The sequence below is a fragment of the Bradyrhizobium sp. genome (assembly GCF_035701725.1).
Classification (GTDB): domain Bacteria; phylum Pseudomonadota; class Alphaproteobacteria; order Rhizobiales; family Xanthobacteraceae; genus Bradyrhizobium.
On the sequence record NZ_DASSRP010000089.1, the window covers coordinates 1 to 16,715 of the forward strand.

General features: G+C 62.8%; 23 protein-coding genes. 18 read left to right on the top strand and 5 right to left on the bottom strand.

The genetic code is table 11. The annotated features are described in order from the left end of the window. Positions 1 to 1,196, bottom strand: a 1,196-nt coding sequence (locus VFL62_RS04500; protein ID WP_325171173.1) for a methyl-accepting chemotaxis protein, incomplete at its 3' end; no start/stop codon positions are given. Positions 1,197 to 1,395: 199 nt separating this feature from the next. Here VFL62_RS04500 and VFL62_RS04505 point away from each other — a divergent pair. The 9 genes from VFL62_RS04505 (at position 1,396) to VFL62_RS04545 (ending at position 7,371) form a co-directional block, all read left to right on the top strand. Further along, positions 1,396 to 2,142, top strand: a complete 747-nt coding sequence (locus VFL62_RS04505; protein ID WP_325171174.1) for a YebC/PmpR family DNA-binding transcriptional regulator — start codon at positions 1,396 to 1,398, stop codon at positions 2,140 to 2,142. A gap of 57 nt (positions 2,143 to 2,199) precedes the next feature. Next, positions 2,200 to 2,727: a crossover junction endodeoxyribonuclease RuvC gene (gene ruvC / locus VFL62_RS04510; protein WP_325171175.1), complete on the top strand. Its 528-nt coding sequence runs from the start codon at positions 2,200 to 2,202 to the stop codon at positions 2,725 to 2,727. Beyond that, entirely contained in the window at positions 2,724 to 3,341 is a 618-nt protein-coding gene (gene ruvA, locus VFL62_RS04515; protein WP_325171176.1) for a Holliday junction branch migration protein RuvA, read from the top strand. The genes ruvC and ruvA overlap by 4 nt, the downstream gene beginning before the upstream one ends. Before the next feature lie 41 nt (positions 3,342 to 3,382). Then, on the top strand, positions 3,383 to 3,802 hold the full coding sequence (locus tag VFL62_RS04520) for a cytidine deaminase (protein WP_325171177.1): 420 nt from the start codon (positions 3,383 to 3,385) through the stop codon (positions 3,800 to 3,802). Continuing rightward, positions 3,799 to 4,848: a Holliday junction branch migration DNA helicase RuvB gene (gene ruvB, locus VFL62_RS04525; protein ID WP_325171178.1), complete on the top strand. Its 1,050-nt coding sequence runs from the start codon at positions 3,799 to 3,801 to the stop codon at positions 4,846 to 4,848. The genes VFL62_RS04520 and ruvB overlap by 4 nt, the downstream gene beginning before the upstream one ends. Beyond that, positions 4,848 to 5,249: an NUDIX domain-containing protein gene (locus VFL62_RS04530; protein WP_325171179.1), complete on the top strand. Its 402-nt coding sequence runs from the start codon at positions 4,848 to 4,850 to the stop codon at positions 5,247 to 5,249. Before ruvB ends, VFL62_RS04530 begins: the two co-directional genes overlap by 1 nt. 107 nt (positions 5,250 to 5,356) lie before the next feature. Next, a complete protein-coding gene (locus VFL62_RS04535; protein ID WP_325171180.1) occupies positions 5,357 to 6,268 on the top strand; it encodes a metallophosphoesterase in 912 nt (303 codons plus the stop codon). Positions 6,269 to 6,345: 77 nt separating this feature from the next. Next, entirely contained in the window at positions 6,346 to 6,795 is a 450-nt protein-coding gene (gene ybgC, locus VFL62_RS04540) for a tol-pal system-associated acyl-CoA thioesterase (RefSeq protein WP_325171181.1), read from the top strand. 108 nt (positions 6,796 to 6,903) lie between these two features. Further along, the gene (locus VFL62_RS04545) at positions 6,904 to 7,371 is read left to right on the top strand and encodes a nuclear transport factor 2 family protein (RefSeq protein ID WP_325171182.1); all 468 of its coding nucleotides are present in this window, start codon (positions 6,904 to 6,906) and stop codon (positions 7,369 to 7,371) included. Positions 7,372 to 7,417: 46 nt separating this feature from the next. Here the strand turns inward: VFL62_RS04545 and VFL62_RS04550 are convergent, their stop codons facing one another. Next, positions 7,418 to 8,062, bottom strand: coding sequence for a glutathione binding-like protein (locus tag VFL62_RS04550; RefSeq protein ID WP_325171183.1), 645 nt, complete (start codon positions 8,060 to 8,062; stop codon positions 7,418 to 7,420). 97 nt (positions 8,063 to 8,159) lie between these two features. On the opposite strand from VFL62_RS04550, the gene VFL62_RS04555 reads away from it, so the two are divergent. Then, a complete protein-coding gene (locus VFL62_RS04555; protein ID WP_325171184.1) occupies positions 8,160 to 8,813 on the top strand; it encodes a TetR/AcrR family transcriptional regulator in 654 nt (217 codons plus the stop codon). Positions 8,814 to 8,850: 37 nt separating this feature from the next. On the opposite strand, the gene VFL62_RS04560 is transcribed toward VFL62_RS04555, so the two are convergent. Further along, entirely contained in the window at positions 8,851 to 9,816 is a 966-nt protein-coding gene (locus VFL62_RS04560; RefSeq protein WP_325171185.1) for a glyoxylate/hydroxypyruvate reductase A, read from the bottom strand. A 130-nt stretch (positions 9,817 to 9,946) separates the two neighbouring features. On the opposite strand from VFL62_RS04560, the gene VFL62_RS04565 reads away from it, so the two are divergent. The 5 genes from VFL62_RS04565 to VFL62_RS04585 all read left to right on the top strand — a co-directional run bounded on the left by VFL62_RS04565 (position 9,947) and on the right by VFL62_RS04585 (position 13,102). Further along, the gene (locus VFL62_RS04565) at positions 9,947 to 10,315 is read left to right on the top strand and encodes a YciI family protein (protein WP_325171186.1); all 369 of its coding nucleotides are present in this window, start codon (positions 9,947 to 9,949) and stop codon (positions 10,313 to 10,315) included. After that, positions 10,312 to 11,580 carry an RNA polymerase sigma factor gene (locus VFL62_RS04570; protein WP_325171187.1) on the top strand — a complete coding sequence of 423 codons (1,269 nt, stop codon included), beginning with the start codon at positions 10,312 to 10,314 and terminating at the stop codon, positions 11,578 to 11,580. Before VFL62_RS04565 ends, VFL62_RS04570 begins: the two co-directional genes overlap by 4 nt. Positions 11,581 to 11,719: 139 nt before the next feature. Then, the gene (locus VFL62_RS04575; RefSeq protein ID WP_325171206.1) at positions 11,720 to 12,091 is read left to right on the top strand and encodes a DoxX family protein; all 372 of its coding nucleotides are present in this window, start codon (positions 11,720 to 11,722) and stop codon (positions 12,089 to 12,091) included. Between the two features lie 29 nt (positions 12,092 to 12,120). Further along, positions 12,121 to 12,663, top strand: coding sequence for an SRPBCC family protein (locus tag VFL62_RS04580; protein WP_325171188.1), 543 nt, complete (start codon positions 12,121 to 12,123; stop codon positions 12,661 to 12,663). A gap of 28 nt (positions 12,664 to 12,691) precedes the next feature. After that, a complete protein-coding gene (locus VFL62_RS04585; RefSeq protein ID WP_325171189.1) occupies positions 12,692 to 13,102 on the top strand; it encodes a VOC family protein in 411 nt (136 codons plus the stop codon). Positions 13,103 to 13,119: 17 nt separating this feature from the next. Here the strand turns inward: VFL62_RS04585 and VFL62_RS04590 are convergent, their stop codons facing one another. Together VFL62_RS04590 and VFL62_RS04595 are read right to left on the bottom strand one after the other, a co-directional pair. Further along, positions 13,120 to 13,557 carry a hypothetical protein gene (locus tag VFL62_RS04590; protein WP_325171190.1) on the bottom strand — a complete coding sequence of 146 codons (438 nt, stop codon included), beginning with the start codon at positions 13,555 to 13,557 and terminating at the stop codon, positions 13,120 to 13,122. Positions 13,558 to 13,651: 94 nt separating this feature from the next. Beyond that, positions 13,652 to 14,440, bottom strand: a complete 789-nt coding sequence (locus VFL62_RS04595) for an SDR family oxidoreductase (RefSeq protein ID WP_325171191.1) — start codon at positions 14,438 to 14,440, stop codon at positions 13,652 to 13,654. Between the two features lie 134 nt (positions 14,441 to 14,574). On the opposite strand from VFL62_RS04595, the gene VFL62_RS04600 reads away from it, so the two are divergent. From VFL62_RS04600 to VFL62_RS04610, 3 genes are all read left to right on the top strand, one after another. Then, a complete protein-coding gene (locus VFL62_RS04600) occupies positions 14,575 to 15,774 on the top strand; it encodes a serine hydrolase domain-containing protein (RefSeq protein WP_325171192.1) in 1,200 nt (399 codons plus the stop codon). Positions 15,775 to 15,869: 95 nt separating this feature from the next. Continuing rightward, a complete protein-coding gene (locus tag VFL62_RS04605) occupies positions 15,870 to 16,280 on the top strand; it encodes a YciI family protein (protein ID WP_325171193.1) in 411 nt (136 codons plus the stop codon). A 36-nt stretch (positions 16,281 to 16,316) separates the two neighbouring features. Further along, complete coding sequence (locus tag VFL62_RS04610; RefSeq protein ID WP_325171194.1) at positions 16,317 to 16,682, top strand: hypothetical protein; 366 nt, start codon at positions 16,317 to 16,319, stop codon at positions 16,680 to 16,682. Positions 16,683 to 16,715 lie beyond the last annotated feature (33 nt).

The window sequence follows — 16,715 nt, forward strand, 5'->3', positions numbered from 1 at the left end:
GCCGCATCGTTGGTGATGAAGCCCGCCTGGACGCCGGCGCTCGAGCGCTCGCCGCTGCGGATCTTGCAGGCGCCGATGCCTTCCAGCGTCGCGCTGAGCGTCTGCCCGGTTGGCACCCTGGCCGCCTCGGCGCCGCCGATCAGGATATTCTCGGCCGAAATCTCGTAGACTTGCGCCGTGACGCGGCCCTGCGCAGTTTCGATTTCGATCTTCAGGTTGCACGGCAACCTCTCGGCCTTCCTGCGGTCGGCGCGCAGGTCGTGGCCAAGCAGCACAGCGCATCTGGTCTTGAGCTTCTGCGCGAAGATGGTGACGGCCTTGCCGGCGCTGGCGACGTGCTCGCGATGCGCTTCGGCCTCCTTGACGGCGTGGTCGATCTCGGAGGCGCTGTCGCCGACGGAGGCGATGAAGTTGGAGGCCGTCGCGACGTTCTCGGTCATTTCGCTGGTGGTCTGATTCTGCTGGGCCACCGCACCGTTGACGTTTTCGAATACCGGGCGGATCGCCTGGATCGCCTGCGAGATCCGGTGCACGGCTTCGACCGATCCGGCAGCGTCGCGTTGCAGCGCGTCGATCTTTTTCTTGATCTCCTCGGTGGCGTCCTGGGTTTGCACCGCGAGCGCCTTGACCTCCGAGGCGACCACCGCAAAGCCGCGTCCCGCCGCGCCGGCGCGGGCGGCCTCGATCGTGGAGTTGAGCGCCAACAGCGTCGTTTGCCGCGCGATCTGCGCGATCAGGTTGACGACGTTGCCGATTGCGGCGGACGACTCCTTCAGCCGGTCGACGTTGAGGCTTGCATCATGGGCGGCGGCGCTCGCCTCGTCGGCAAGCTTGCCGGCATCGCGCACCTGCGAGCCGATGCCTTCGGCGGAATCGGAAAATTTGTCGGCGGCCTGCGAAAAGATCGTTGCCGTGCTCTGGGCCTCGCTCGCGCGGACACTCAGGGCATCGGTGCGCTGGCGCACCGTGGCGAGCGTGGTGGCCGTCCCCTCCGCACCGTCAGCGACCGAACTGGCGGCGCGCTCAAGCTGGCGAATCATCCCGCCAAGCTCGATTTCGAGCAGCTCGAGGATGGCCTTGGTCGATTCGGCCTCGAAATTGTCCGCAGCCTCCGTCGCCTGAAGCGGCTTCGGCTGGGAATCGGCAGCCGTCGGGGGTGGCGGAGGCGCAGCTTTCCGGAACAATCCAATGGCCATAAGATTTCTCGAAGATCGGGTATCGCCCCATCGTTTCACGGCGCCGTGAAATGATGGTTAACAAATGCCTGATTTTTCGGCAGCTTTCCCTACCTTTGTACCTACGCAGCAGCTAAATATTGGATTCCAGCACGCGAGAGGCCTATAAGGCCGCGCTTTCCACCCCAATCATCGCTTTTCGACTTCCGAAAGATCAGGCATGGCCGGACATTCCCAATTCAAGAACATCATGCACCGCAAGGGGCGCCAGGATGCCCAGAAGTCGAAGTTGTTCGGCAAGCTGGCGCGGGAAATCACGGTCGCGGCCAAGCTTGGAACGCCTGACCCGGCGATGAACCCGCGGCTGCGGGCCGCCGTCATCGCCGCGCGGCAAGAGAACATGCCGAAGGACAATATCGAGCGCGCGATCAAGAAGGCGATCGGCGGTGAGAGCGAGAACTACGACGAAATCCGCTATGAAGGTTATGGCCCGGGCGGCGTCGCCGTCATCGTCGAGGTCCTGACCGATAACCGCAACCGTGCGGCCTCCGACATCCGCTCCTATTTCACCAAATCCGGCGGCAATCTCGGCGAAACCGGCGCGGTGTCCTTTATGTTCGATCGCACCGGCATCATCGAATACGACGCCAAGGTGGCGTCCGACGATGCGATGCTCGAAGCGGCGATCGACGCCGGCGCCGACGACGTGGTTTCAAGCGAAGGCGGCCACGAGGTTTATGCCTCGCAGGAAACCTTCCGCGACGTTGCCAAGGCGCTGGAGGCGAAGTTCGGCGAGGCGCGCAAGGCGGCGGTGATCTGGAAGCCGCAAAATACGGTCGCGGTCGACGACGAAACCGGTGAGAAGCTGATCAAGCTCATGGACCTTCTCAACGAACATGACGACGTTCAGAACGTCTATGCCAACTTCGAGGTTTCCGACGCGCTTGTCGCCAGGATGGGCGGATAACGGTTCGCGGCAGGTCAAACCCGCCCCGCTCGATGCGAATCATGGGTATAAATGCCCATGTCCTCGCAACCGATTCGCTCCCCCGTTCGCATCCTCGGCATCGATCCCGGCCTGCGCCGCACTGGCTGGGGCGTGATTGAGGTCGATGGCAACCGTCTGGTTTATGTCGGTTGCGGTTCGGTCGAGCCGCCGGACAATTTGCCGCTGTCAAGCCGTCTGCTCGCGATTTACGAGGGGCTTGCGGCCGTGCTCGGCGATTTTCGCCCGCTTGAGGCCGCCATCGAACAGACCTTTGTGAACAAGGATGGCGTTGCGACACTGAAACTCGGCCAGGCTCGCGGGGTCGCGATGTTGGCACCGGCGATGTTCGGGATTTCGGTTTCCGAATACGCGCCCAACCAGGTGAAGAAGACCGTGGTCGGCGCCGGCCACGCCGACAAGAACCAGATCATGGTGATGCTGAAGGTGCTGTTGCCCAAGGCCGAGCCGAAATCCCCCGACGCGGCCGATGCGCTCGCGATTGCGATCACGCATGCACATCATCGCACCAGTGCCGCGATGCGGCTCAAGGTGGTCGGTCTATGATCGGCAAGCTCAAGGGCCTGATCGATTCCTACGGCGAGGATTATGTCATCCTCGACGTCGGTGGGGTCGGCTATCAGGTGCATTGCTCCTCGCGCACCTTGCAAGCCTTGCCCGCTCCCGGCGAGGCGGCGGTGCTGTCGATCGAAACCTATGTGCGCGAAGATCAGATCAAGCTGTTCGGTTTCAAGAGCGACATCGAGCGCGAGTGGTTCCGACTGCTGCAGACGGTGCAGGGCGTCGGCGCCAAGGTCGCCCTCGCGGTGCTCGGCACGCTGTCGCCGCCGGATCTGGCGAACGCGATTGCGGTGCGCGACAAGGCGGCGGTGACCCGCACGCCGGGCGTTGGCCCCAAGGTCGCCGAACGCATTGTCACGGAGTTGAAGGACAAGGCGCCTGCGTTCGCCAATGTCGATCCGGCCGTCGTCAGCCTCTCCGGCGCGATCGACGAATCCCGCGCGCCGCGCCCGGTGACGGATGCGATCTCGGCGCTGGTCAATCTCGGCTACGGCCAACCGCAGGCGGCAGCGGCGATTGCAGCCGCGTCGCGCAGCGCCGGCGAAAAAGCCGAAACGGCGCAACTCATCCGGCTGGGCCTGAAGGAATTGGCGAAGTAGGCTAGCGTCCCCGGCTGCCTCGAAGGAATGCATCGTCGACCATGCTGAGCAAGAAGGACAAGGAACTGATCGCGGCCGCCACCAAGGCGATCAGCGAGCGCTATCGTAACGACTGGCAGGAAGTCGGTGCGGCGATGCGCACCCGCGATGGCCGCATCGTCACCGGCGTCAATATCGACGCCTATATCGGCCGCATCGCGGTGTGCGCGGAAGCGATCGCGATCGGCCGCGCGATCACCGAAACCGGCGATAAGGGCATTGAGACCATCGTGGCCGTGCGTCATCCGAAGCCGGACGAGCCCGGCGAGATCGCGGTGGTCTCGCCCTGCGGCATCTGCCGCGAACTGATCCACGACTACGACGCCAAGGCGAAAGTCATCGTGCCCAATAACGGACGCGCGCCGAAAGTCGTCAAGATCGGCGAGCTGTTGCCGAACAAGTACCGGCGGGGCAACGAATGAATCCGCCTTCGCGCATCGTCACGCCCGAGCGCCGCGCCGACGATGTCGGTGATACCGCGATGCGGCCGCAATCGCTGTCGGAATTCGTGGGCCAGGCGCAGGCGCGCAAGAACCTCTCGATCTTCATCGAGGCTGCGCGCAAGCGAGGCGAGGCGCTCGATCATGTGCTGTTTGTCGGGCCGCCCGGCCTCGGCAAGACCACGCTGGCGCAAATCGTCGCGCGCGAACTCGGCGTCGGCTTTCGGGCCACGTCCGGGCCTGTGATCGCCAAGGCCGGCGAGCTGGCCGGGCTTCTCACCAATCTCGAAGAGCGCGATGTGCTTTTCATCGACGAGATCCATCGCCTTAGTCCCGCGGTCGAGGAAGTGCTTTATCCGGCGATGGAGGATTTCGAACTCGACCTGATGACCGGCTCGGGGCCGGCGGCGCGCTCGGTAAAGATCGGCCTTCCGAAGTTCACGCTTGTCGGTGCGACGACGCGTGCGGGCCTCCTGACCAATCCGCTGCGCGACCGCTTTGGCATTCCGGTGCGGCTGAACTTCTACACCGAAGACGAGCTGGAAATGATCGTTACCCGCGGCGCCCGCGTGCTCAACATCGGGATGACCAGCGACGGCGCCAATGAGATCGCGCGGCGAGCGCGGGGTACACCGCGCATCGCAGGCCGGCTGCTGCGCCGTGTGCGCGACTTTGCGTCCGCGGCGGATGCGGATTCGATTGATCGCAAGATCGCCGACAACGCGTTGAGTGCACTTGAAGTCGATGCCGCCGGCCTCGATGCGATGGACCGGCGTTATCTTACGACGATCGCGCTGAACTATGGCGGCGGTCCGGTGGGTGTGGAGACGCTCGCTGCGGCCCTGTCCGAACCGCGCGATGCGATCGAAGACATCATCGAGCCTTATCTGATCCAGTGTGGCTACCTGCAACGCACCCCGCGCGGGCGGTTGTTGACCTCGCACGCCTTCCGCCATCTTGGCCTGGCTGAGCCTGCGCGCGATCCGGCGCAGTTCGGATTGTTCGGCAACGGCGATGAGGACGAATGATGGCCTCTCGCACGATCAGGGTGGTCGCAGCGTTGATCCGCGACGAGGTCGGGCGCGTGCTGTTGGTACGCAAGCGCGGCACGAAGGCCTTCATGCAGCCGGGCGGCAAGCTGGATTCCGGTGAAGATGACATCGCCGCGCTGTCTCGCGAAATTGCGGAAGAACTCGGCTGCACCGTCGTTGCGGCGTCGGTCCGGCCGCTCGGGGCGTTTGATGCGGTCGCGGCAAACGAGCCCGGCTTTCGGGTGGCGGCCAGTCTCTATCACGTCGATGTGATGGGTGCGATCGCGCCGAGCCGGGAAATCGACGAAGCGATCTGGATCGATCCGGCGTCACCGCCCGATATTCTTCTGGCGCCGCTGACGCGCGATCATGTGCTGCCGCTCGCCGTACAAGCCTAGCGCTGCGGCGTGATGACAGTAAGGTTACTGCGCGGTATCTGCAGAGCGGCTTCCCAATTCCGCTGTATTTCCTGATCATAGAGGAAAGTGCATCACGATCGTTTCCCATGATCTCGCGTCGTCATTTCCTGCGTACGTTTTCCGGCCTCGGCGTTGCCGGGGTCTCGACCGTTGCCTACGGGTTCAGCGAACCGGAGCTTCAGCTTCAGGTCACGCGCTATCAGGTTTTGCCGCCGCAGTGGCCGGCGGATCTCAATCTCAAGATCGCGGTCGTCGCCGACGTTCACGCCTGCGATCCCTGGATGTCGCTCGAGCGCATCGAGGAAATCGTTCAACACACCAATGCGCTTGGCGCTGACCTCATCGTTCTGCTCGGCGACTATGTCGCCGGGCACCGGCATGTGACCCGGTTTATTCCGGCCGGCGAATGGGCATCGGCGCTCGCCGGTCTCAAGGCGCCGCTTGGCGTGCACGCCGTCCTCGGCAACCACGATTACTGGGACGATCGAACGGTGCAGCACAGCGGGCAGGGCACGACGGTCGCGCGCCGCGCGCTAGAGGCCGCCGGCATCCCGGTCTATGAAAACGACGTTCAGCGTCTGAGTAAAGCGGGCCGGCCGTTCTGGCTCGCGGGGCTCGGCGATCAACTGGCTTACGCGCCGGCGCGTCGATTCCGTCCGATCAAACGAATTGGCGTCGACGATCTCAGTGCGACCCTCAACAAGGTGACCGACGATGCGCCCGTCATCCTGCTCGCACATGAGCCTGACGTCGCGCACCGCGTGCCGTCGCGGGTCGCGCTTCAACTGTCGGGCCACACCCATGGCGGTCAGATCCGGGTGATGGGCTGGGCGCCGGCTTCGCCCTCAGGCCAGCGCCTCGCCTACGGCCACATCCGCATGAATTGCGACATCATCGTCTCCGGCGGACTCGGCTGCAGCATTCTGCCGTTCCGGCTCGGCGTTCCGCCGGAAATCGTGCAGGTCACACTCGGCAAGCCCGGTCTCATCGTGTCGTAGTGCGAGCCCCGCGCTTGCGCGGCGCGACGATTTCTCGCAAAACGATTATCCGAACAAGACGGCGATCGAGGTCGCACGTGACACAACCTATTCTCGACGGCGAAATCCGTGACGGTCGCCATCACATGCAGATCCGCGTCTATTACGAAGACACGGACTTCTCCGGCATTGTCTATCACGCCAACTACCTGCGCTTTATGGAGCGCGGCCGTACCAACCATCTGCGACTACTCGGGGCCGAGCAGCACGCGCTGTTTACCGAAGTGGAGACCGAGACGCCGGGCTTTGCGTTCGTGGTCCGTTCGATGAAACTCGATTTCTTGAAGCCGGCGCGCATGGATGACGTGCTTGACGTCATCACCTGGCCTGTCGCGGTGAAAGGTGCCTCGATCACGCTGGCGCAGGAAGTTCGGCGCGGCACCGACGTGCTGGTCACCGCCGAGGTGCGGGTCGCTTTCATCAGCGAGGGCAGGGCGCAGCCGATACCAAGGTCTATTCGCATGTTGATGAAGGCTGATCTCGACTAGCTGAGCCATCATCGATTGGCTCTCGCAATCGGTCGATAGAAACACCGCCATCGACTCCGTCGATCCAAGCGCTAGTGTTCCCGTCGTTCAAAATGCCGGGAGGTCAAGATGTCGCGTCCGCCGCTGCCGCCGTTTACCCGCGAAACCGCCGCGCAGAAAGCGCGCATGGCGGAAGACGCCTGGAATTCACGCGATCCCGAACGCGTATCACTGGCCTATACCGAGGACAGCCGTTGGCGCAACCGTTCGGAAGTGTTCGAGGGGCGCGCCGCGATCGTGGCGTTTCTCACGCGCAAATGGGCGAAAGAACTCGATTATCGCCTGATCAAGGATCTCTGGGCGTTCGACAACAATCGCATCGCTGTGCGCTTTCAATATGAGTGGCACGATTCGAACGGCCAGTGGTACCGCTCTTACGGCAACGAGCAGTGGGAATTCGACGAGCACGGACTGATGCGCCGGCGCGAGGCCTCGATCAACGATATTGCGATTGCCGAAAAGGATCGCCGCTTCCATTGGCCCGCGCCGGGACCGCGGCCGGCCGACGTGCCGGGCCTCGGCGACAGTCCGTTCTAGCTTTCACGTCGTCCCGGCGTCGGCCGGGACGACGGACGGATTTTTCTTACGCCGCGGCCTTGTGACGGGCGATCTCGGCCTTGTAGAGCTCGAACTCTTCCGCGATCGCCTTCGCGATGCTGGGCCGGGCGCGCAGCCGTTCGTAATAGGCCTTCACGGCCGGCCATTTTGCCAGCTCGATCGGCGGAGTTGCCATCGTCCAATTGATAACGGTGACGAGATAGGCGTCCGCGACGGTGAAGTGATCGAGCAGGAATTCGCGTCCCTTCAAGTAGTTTTCGAGATGGTCGAGCCGCGAGAGGCCCTTGCCGAGGGTGTAGGTCTTGATTTCTGTCGCGGCCTTCTTGTCCAGCAGCGGTACGAACAATCCCTTGTGTAGCTCGGTGCCGATGAAACAGAGCCATTGATGCAGCCGGCTCCGGTCCATGCCGGGAGATGTTCCGAGATTGGCCTGCGGCAGGCGATCGGCAACGTATTGCAGGATCGCCGCGTTCTCGGTCAGCACTTGCCCGTCATCGGTGCGCAAGGTCGGCACCAGCCCGAGCGGATTGATAGTGCGAAAATCCGAGCCGTCGTTCTGCACCACCTTGGTCTTCGGATCGACCTCGAGATAGGTCGCTTCATAGCCTGCTTCGTAGAACGCGATGCGGGTGGCGAGCGAGCAGGCAAGCGGAGAGAAATAAAGGTCCATGGATCCTCCCGGGTTTGGCTTGCGAAGAAATTCGGGGTCAGGTTGTTTTTTGTACTATTTCGCATAATATAGGGGCGGTCAAGGAATATTTTGCGAAATGGTACAAAAAGAGAAAAAGTCCCCGGAAATCAAATCCGAAGCGCCGAAGCGCCGCGGCCGGCCGCGCTCTTACGAGCCTGACGTCGCGCTCGGCAAGGCGCTCGATCTGTTTCGGAAGGACGGTTTCGCGGCGACCTCGCTCGACGAACTCAGCGCGGCGACCGGCATGAATCGGCCGAGCCTTTACGCGGCGTTCGGCGACAAGCGCGAGCTCTATATCAAGAGCTATGAACGCTATCGCGCTGATGCGCGCGCGTCGATGATCGAGCTTTTCAGGGGCGAAGTTCCGATCCGCGAGCGGCTCAAGCGGATCTATGCGGCGGCTCTCGACATTTATCTTGCCGATGCCTCGGAGCCGCGGGGCTGTTTCACGGTGATGACGGCAGCGTCTGAAGCCGTGGCCGATCCCGAGATCCGCGCGATGGTGCTCGACGGTTTTGGCGAACTCGACAAGGCGTTCGCCTCATGCTTTCGCCGTGCGAGGGAAAAAGGAGAGTTGCCGGCGTCCGCCGATCCGCTTGCGCTGGCGCAGCTGGCGTCGGCCACGATCCATACCATCGCCATCCGGTCGCGGGCGCGGGTGCCCCGCAAGGAACTGGAGGCGATCGTCAGCGGCGCGATCGGCGTGTTGTGCGGGCCGGTGGCGAATTGATCAGCCGTCCCCGTCTGTGCGGAGACGGTCAACAGAATCAATATCCCCGTCCGGGATCGACAAGATTTTGCAGCGGCTGGCCGCTTTCAAATCGCGCGATCTGACGCGCGACATATTTCGAGATCTCATCGGCGTCGGTATCGGCGGCGTTGTGCGGCGTCAGCACGACCTTCGGATGGGTCCAGAACGGACTATCAGACGGCAGCGGCTCGACGTGATAGACGTCGAGCGAAACCGCGCCCAGCGTGCCGTCATCAAGACAGGCCAGAATGTCGGCCTCATTCTGCAAGCCGCCACGGCCGGCATTGATGATCACTGGCGCGCCCATCGGGCTTGACCGGTTCAGCTTGGAAAAGAGCTCGCGGTTGAGAATGCCGCGCGTGTCAGGCGTGAGCGGCAGCAGGCTGACGAGAATATCGGTGCGGTGCAGGAATGCATCGAGCTGAGTGTTGCCGTGGAAGCATTCAACACCCTTGATGGACTTCGGGCTATTGCTCCAGCCGACGACCTGAAAGCCAAGCCGTACCAAGACTTCGGCTGCGTCCAATCCGAGTGTGCCGAGGCCCATGATCCCGACCGTCAGCGCGCCGGCCGCCCATTGGTGCTTGGGCGCCCAGCGCTTCTGCCGCTGGCTGTCGCGCAAGTAAAGCTCCTGGCGGTGATGCATCAGCACGTGCAGCGTGACGTATTCCGTCATTCGGCTGGTGAGATCGCCGACCGAGACGCGGACCAGCGGCACCTTCGGCAGGGTCTTGTCGGCCATCAACGCATCGACCCCGGCTCCGAGATTGAAGATGACTTTCAGGTTCGGAAAGCCGGCCAATTCGCCCGGCGCGGGTTTCCAGACCGCGGCGTAGTGCACGTCGGCGGGATCGCCGGCTTTTTCGCTCGCCGGCCAGACAGGGCGGTCGGCACAGACCTCGTCAAACCGCCGCTTCCAGCGCTCCGGCGACCAGTTATCGGTGCCGCCGTGGATCAGCAGCGCCAGCGAGCCCTTTTTCATCGTGTTTGAACCTCTCGGAACCTGGGCCCGGACCATACCCGGGCCTGTTTCCAGTGCAAAATTTTTTCCGTAAGCAGTGTCGGAGCGGGGATACCCCGTGCGTCCTTGGTGACAAAGGAGCCTTTAACCCATGCTGTATGCCATACTTTGCTATCACGACGAGGATTTCGTCGGCTCCTGGACCCGCGAACATGATGCGAACGTCATGTCGAAGCTCATGGTTGTTCAGGACAAGCTGAAAAAAGAGGGCCGGCTCGGTCCGGTCGCGCGGCTGCTGCCGACCACGGCCGCAACGACGCTGCGCAAGGACGATCCGCCGCTGGTGCTCGACGGCCCCTATGCCGAGACCAAGGAGCAACTGCTCGGCTTCTACATCGTCGATTGCGAAAATCTCGATGCGGCCGTCGATGTCGCACGCGATCTCGGCGCCGCCAATCCGGGTGGCGCCTATGAAATTCGCCCCGTCGGATTTTACGAGCCCGGAGCAGGCGCGAAATGACGGATACCTCCTGGATCGATGCGACCCTGACTTCGGCGCGTCCCCAGGCCGTCGGCGCGCTGCTGCGCTATTTTCGCAATCTGGACACGGCCGAAGAAGCCTACCAGAACGCCTGCCTGCGCGCCCTGAAAAGCTGGCCGCAAAACGGTCCGCCGCGCGATCCGGCGGCATGGTTGATCATGGTCGGCCGCAACGCCGCTATCGACGAGGTGCGGCGGTCGCATAAACAGCAAGCGCTGCCCGACGATACGGCCATCTCCGATCTTGACGATGCCGAGGAGGAGATTGCCGAACGGCTCGACGGCTCGCACTATCGCGACGATATCCTGCGCCTGCTGTTCATCTGCTGCCATCCCGATTTGCCGGCGACGCAGCAGATCGCGCTCGCGCTTCGCATCGTCTCCGGCCTATCGGTGAAGCAGATTGCGCGCGCCTTCGTGGTCTCGGAATCGGCGATGGAGCAGCGCATCACTCGCGCCAAGGCCAAGGTCGCCAATGCCGGCGTGCCCTTTGAGACGCCCGGGGCCGTCGAACGGAGCGAGCGCCTCGCCGCGGTCGCGGCCATGATCTACCTGATCTTCAATGAAGGTTATTCGGCGAACGGCGAGACCTCCGAAATCCGCAAACCGCTCTGTGAAGAAGCGATCCGGCTGGCGCGGCTGTTGCTTCGCCTGTTCCAGAGCGAGCCGGAGATCATGGGATTGACTGCATTGTTGTTGTTGCAGCATTCCCGCTCCGCGGCGCGGTTCGATAGCAACGGCGAACTGATCTTGCTTGAGGATCAGGACCGCACGTTATGGAACGAGAAACTGATCAACGAGGGTCAGGCGCTGATCGACAAGGCGATGCGCCACCGCCGCGCGGGGCCGTATCAGGTGCAGGCGGCGATCGCGGCGCTGCATTCGCACGCCAAAAAGTCAGAAGACACCGACTGGGCGCAGATCGATCTGCTCTACGGCACGCTTGAGATCATGCAGCCGTCGCCTGTCGTCACGCTCAACCGTGCGGTGGCGGCTTCCAAGGTGCGGGGGCCGGAAGCCGCCCTGCAAATGATCGAGCCGCTCGGCGAGCGACTCTCGAACTATTTTCATTATTTCGGCGTGCGTGGCGCCTTCCTGATGCAACTCGGCCGCAACGACGAAGCGCGAGTCGCGTTCGATCGCGCCATTGCGCTTGCCAATACCTCTGCAGAAGCCGCCCACATCCGCATGCACCTCGACCGGCTGATCCGCGACAGCCAAGCGCGACAAAAAAGCAGAAAATAATTTGTCGGCCCTGTCGGCCGATCGTTCCTCCGTTCGTCTTGAGGTCATGAGATGCGCGAGAGGGGACGCGACCATGAAGACGCAGGATGTCAACTACACCGGGAAGGCCATGTCCGAGACCGCGGTGTCGCGGCCGGCAATCTGGCTGGGCCGTGCGACAAGCGGCGTCGTCATACTGTTCATGCTGCTGGATGGGGCGATCAAGCTCGTGCCGTGGCCGATTGTCACGGAGACGATGGACAGGATGGGCTATGGTTCGAGCGAAAGCCTGGCACGGAGCCTCGGCGCGATCAGTCTGGTGTGCACGGCGCTTTACGCTTTCCCGCCGACCTCGTTCGTCGGAGCGATCCTGATGACCGGCTATCTCGGCGGCGCCATGGCTTCGCATGTGAGAATCGGAAGCCCGTTGTTCACCCACATTCTCTTCGGGTTCTATCTCGGCGTGATGGTGTGGGGCGGCTTGTGGTTGCGCGACCAGCGGCTGCGCTCGCTGTTGCCGTTCGCTCGTTGATTCATTGTCACTGAAAAGGGGAATATTCCATGCTCGAGGTCATTGCCATCATTGCCGTTATCCTGGCGATCGCGATTGCGATCGTCCTGATCCTCGCTTCGACCAAGCCCGCGACTTTCAGCATCCAGAGATCGGCGGTGATCCGCGCACCGGCGGACAGGATATTTCCGCTGGTCAATGACTTTCGCCAGTGGACGAAATGGTCGCCCTGGGAGAAGAGGGACCCGGCGCTAAAGCGCAGCTACGGCGGAGCTGCAAGCGGCACGGGCGCGATCTATGCGTGGGACGGGAACAAAAACATCGGTTCCGGCCGTATGGAGATTCTCGACGCCTCATCGCCGTCAAAAATCACGATCAAACTCGACTTCTTCAAGCCGTTCGAAGCGCACAACACGGCCGAGTTCACGTTCGTGCCGGAAGCGGGCGCCAGCGCAACCAACGTCGTCTGGGTGATGCGGGGCCCCTCGTCGTTCATGTCCAAGGTGATGCAGGTGTTCATGGATTTCGACAAGATGATCGGCAAGGACTTTGAAGCCGGTCTGGCCAGTCTGAAGACGCTCAGCGAAAGCTGACCGAACTTTCGCCAGTAAGGAGGAAGCGATGCTCAATCCCTATCTGTTCTACAACGACAATTGCGAGGCTGCCTTCAAGTTCTACGAACAAGTGCTGGGCGGCAAGATCGAGATGATGATGCGTGCGGACGAAGGACCGGCGGACATGAAGCCGGGACCGGGCCGCGAGAAGCTGATCATGCATGCACGGATGTCGATCGGGGGCTCGGTCCTGATGGCGTCAGACTCGCCGCCCGAGCATTCTCAGAAGCCGCAGGGGTTTTCGGTCTCGCTGACGATAGCCGACCCGGCCGAAGCCGAACGCAAGTTCAACGCATTGGCCGAAGGCGGCAAACTCGAGATGCCGTTCGGCAAGACGTTCTGGTCCAAGGGCTTTGGCATGTGCATCGACCGGTTCGGCATCCCGTGGATGGTGAATTCGCCGCTGCATGGGATGTAGGACCCTCGCGCGGTCGATCAGCGGCATCTTGGATAAAGCGCGGCGAGTTCGCGGCCGCGGAGCAATAAGAGCCGCGAGGTCAAGCCGCCGCGGTGGACGATCCAGTCGCGCACGCCGGTCGGATAGGCCTGCAGCACCAGCGCGGAGGCTTCAGGCTCCGCATACATCCGGCCGCGCCGGTCCATCGACCGCGCGGCATGGAATCCGAGCACGGCGCGCCGCGTCACGCAGATGCGCGAACTCGGTACCATGCTCAGCACCAGCGTGCAGGCGGAGAGACAGGGGCCATCGATGACGACGCGTTCACCGGAATCGCGCACGCGTTCGAACAGATCGAGAAAGGGGCCGACCTGTCCACCCGGGCTCGCCAGGATGCGGACCTCGGCTTGTGCCGGCGCGGCGAGCGCCAATAGCATCAGTGCAGCCGCGCAAAGGCTGACGAAAAATGCGCGCATGTCAGGAACTCCCCTCGCTTTGGACATGCAGGTCCATATGCAAGTAATTGCAAACTCTGCGCCAAGGTTCCGTTGCACCTTCGTCGGGCGGGCCTCAGCCGTTTCGTCTGGCACCGCGCAGCGTCGGCAGCCCAATGCCTGCCGCATCGAAGCCGCCATCGACGGCAAGAATTTGGCCGGTGATGTAGCTGGCCTTGTCGCTGCAGAGGAAGTGCACCGCCTCGGCCAATTCCTCCTCGAGGCCGTAACGGTTGAGCGGAATCGCGTCGTGATAGTCGGCGCGGATTTCCGCGCTGTGAACGGCCTTCGCCATCGCGGTGTCGACCGGTCCCGGCGCGACGCCGTTGACGCGGATGCCGAATTCGGCGAGTTCGACCGCGAGCTGCTTGGTCAAATGCGCAAGTCCGGCCTTGCTGGTGCCATAGGCCGAGCGGAGCGTCGAAGCGCGCAGGCCCGAGATCGAGGTGATGTTGACGATCGCGCCGCCGGCGTGACGGCGCATCAGCGGTACGACCGTTTTGGTGCACAGAAACGGTCCGGTGAGATTGACGGCGAGCACACGGCTCCAATCCGCATCCGAGGTTTCCATCAATGGCGCGAATACCGCAACGCCGGCGTTGTTGATGAGCGCGTCGAGCCGTCCGAAACGGTGGTCAATCGCGGCACATGCGGTGGCGACGGCCTCGGCATCGGAAACGTCGCACGGGAGGGCGATCGTCGCGTCGGGCGCGGCCAGCGCCGCGACGCTTTTTTCCAGCGCCTCGCCCAGGATGTCGAGCAGCGCCACGCGCCAGCCATCGGCGAGAAAGCGTTTTGCCACGGCGAGCCCGATGCCGCGGGCGGCGCCGGTCACCAAGACGACTTTGTGCGAAGAAGCGGTCATGCCTGTCCCATTCCGGCTTTCATTGCATTGTCTCTCCTTCTCTCTAGCACGGAAGGCAGAGCTCTGCTTTGTTGCGCCCCGGCAAAGGTCATAAACCATTGCCATCAACATGACCGAACAGAGGAAGCGACGGAATGACGGGTGAGGGCAGGATTTCGAAAGCGGGGTTTGATCGCCTCCGCGCCGTGATGGCGGATCACGTCGAACGGGGCGAACTGCCCGGCCTCGTGATGCTTGTGAGCCGTCACGGTGAAGTCCACGCCGATGCGATCGGGCGGCTTGCCTTCGAAGGCTCGTCGATGTCGCGGGATTCGCTTTTTCGCATCACTTCCATGACCAAGCCCGTGACGGCCGCGGCTGCGATGGTGCTGGTCGAAGACGGCAAGATCGGGCTCGACGATGCGGTCGACCGGTGGCTGCCGGAACTGGCCAACCGCAAGGTGCTGCTCAGAGCGGATATGATGGTCCATCAGACCGTGCCGGCGCGCCGCGCGATCAGCCTGCGTGATCTGCTCACGTTCCGCTGCGGTTACGGCATCATTCCGGTCTTCCCGGAACGCCTGCCGATTCAGCGGGCCTATGCCGAAGCCGGCCTGGCGCCGGGCCCGGTATTTCCATCGTTCCCCCCGGACGAACTGATGCGCCGCTACGGCAGCCTGCCGCTGATCTACCAGCCCGGCGAGCGCTGGCTCTACAATGCCGGCAGCGAAATTCTCGGCGTGCTGATCGCGCGGCTGACGGGCAAGACGTTCGGCGAATTTCTCAGCGAGCGCATTTTTGCGCCGCTCGGCATGAAAGACACGGCGTTCTACGCGCCGAAGGACAAGCACCATCGCTTCACCACCGCCTATATGTACGATTCAGCGGCACGGCAGTTGAAAGTGTTCGATCCCCCGGTGACGGGCCGATTTTCAAATCCGCCGGTGTTCGAAAATGGCGCGGCCGGCCTTGTCTCCACCGCTGACGATTTCAATGCTTTCGCCCAGATGATGCTGGGCGGCGGCAGCCTCGGTGGCACGCGAGTGCTGTCGGAAGAATCGGTGGCGTTGATGACGACCAACCACATCGTCGCCGACGAGAAGCGCGAGTCGCAACTGTTCCTCGGCAGATCCCGCGGCTGGGGATTCGGCCTGTCCGTCTTCACCGGGCTCGACGATCCCAACGCCAGGCCTGGTCGTTTCGGCTGGGATGGCGGCTACGGAACGTCCTGGTATTCCGCTCCGAAAACCCAGCTTACCGGCATTCTCTTGACCCAGCGGGTCATGGATTCGCCGACGCCCCCGGCCGTATTTACCGATTTCTGGACCACGCTCGACGAAATCGCCGCGAAATAATTCTTCGGCCCGTGTCGGGAGTGTCCGGCATCAATCGTCTTATGAGGGAGCGCCGGCCTGTCCGGGGCCTTTCGATCGCGAAAACGGAGAAAAAGATGCGTTTTATGATGCTGATGATCCCGCGGGGCTACCACTGCGCGGAACCGGGCGCCACGCCGTCGGCGGAAGCGGTCGCGGCAATGATGAAATACAACGAGGCGCTGAAGGAGGCCGGCGTTCTGATCACCCTCGATGGGTTGCACCCGCCGTCCTCGGGCGTCCGGGTCTCGTTCGAAAGCGGCAAGCCCGTTGTCATCGATGGTCCGTTCACCGAGTCAAAGGAAGTGATCGGTGGCTACTGGATGATCGATGTGGAGTCTCGCGACGAAGCGATCGCCTGGGCCAAACGTTGTCCGGCGGCCAACAACGAAACCATCGAGATTCGGCAGGTTTTCGAGATGGCCGATTTTCCGCCCGACGTCCAGAAGGCGGCCGCCGGCTTCACCGAAATGCAGGCCAAGCACTGAACCGGATTTTCTGTCACGCAAACCAGGAGAAATCAGATGAGCAGCAATGACACTTTCCTCGCTGTCTTCCTTGGCAGCAAGACCAGCCCGAAGTGGGCCGCGTGGAACGCGCTGCCGGAGACCGAGCGCAAGGCGCGCGAGATGCGCGGCATGGCAGCCTGGAAGGCCTGGGTGGAAAAGCATCAGGCCGCTCTGGTCCAGATGGGCGGCCCGCTTGGCAAGACCAAGAAGGTCGATGCGCAGGGCATCGCCGACATCGCCAACGAGATGGGCGCTTTCACCGTGGTCCGCGCGGCCTCGCATGAAGCGGCGGCCAAAATGTTCGAGGATCACCCGCATTTCGCGATCTTCCCCGGCGAGCGGGTGGAAATCATGCCGGTGCTGCCGATTCCGGGCGGCTAGGTTCCAGAAACCCGCTAGCCGCGTTCGGTTTGA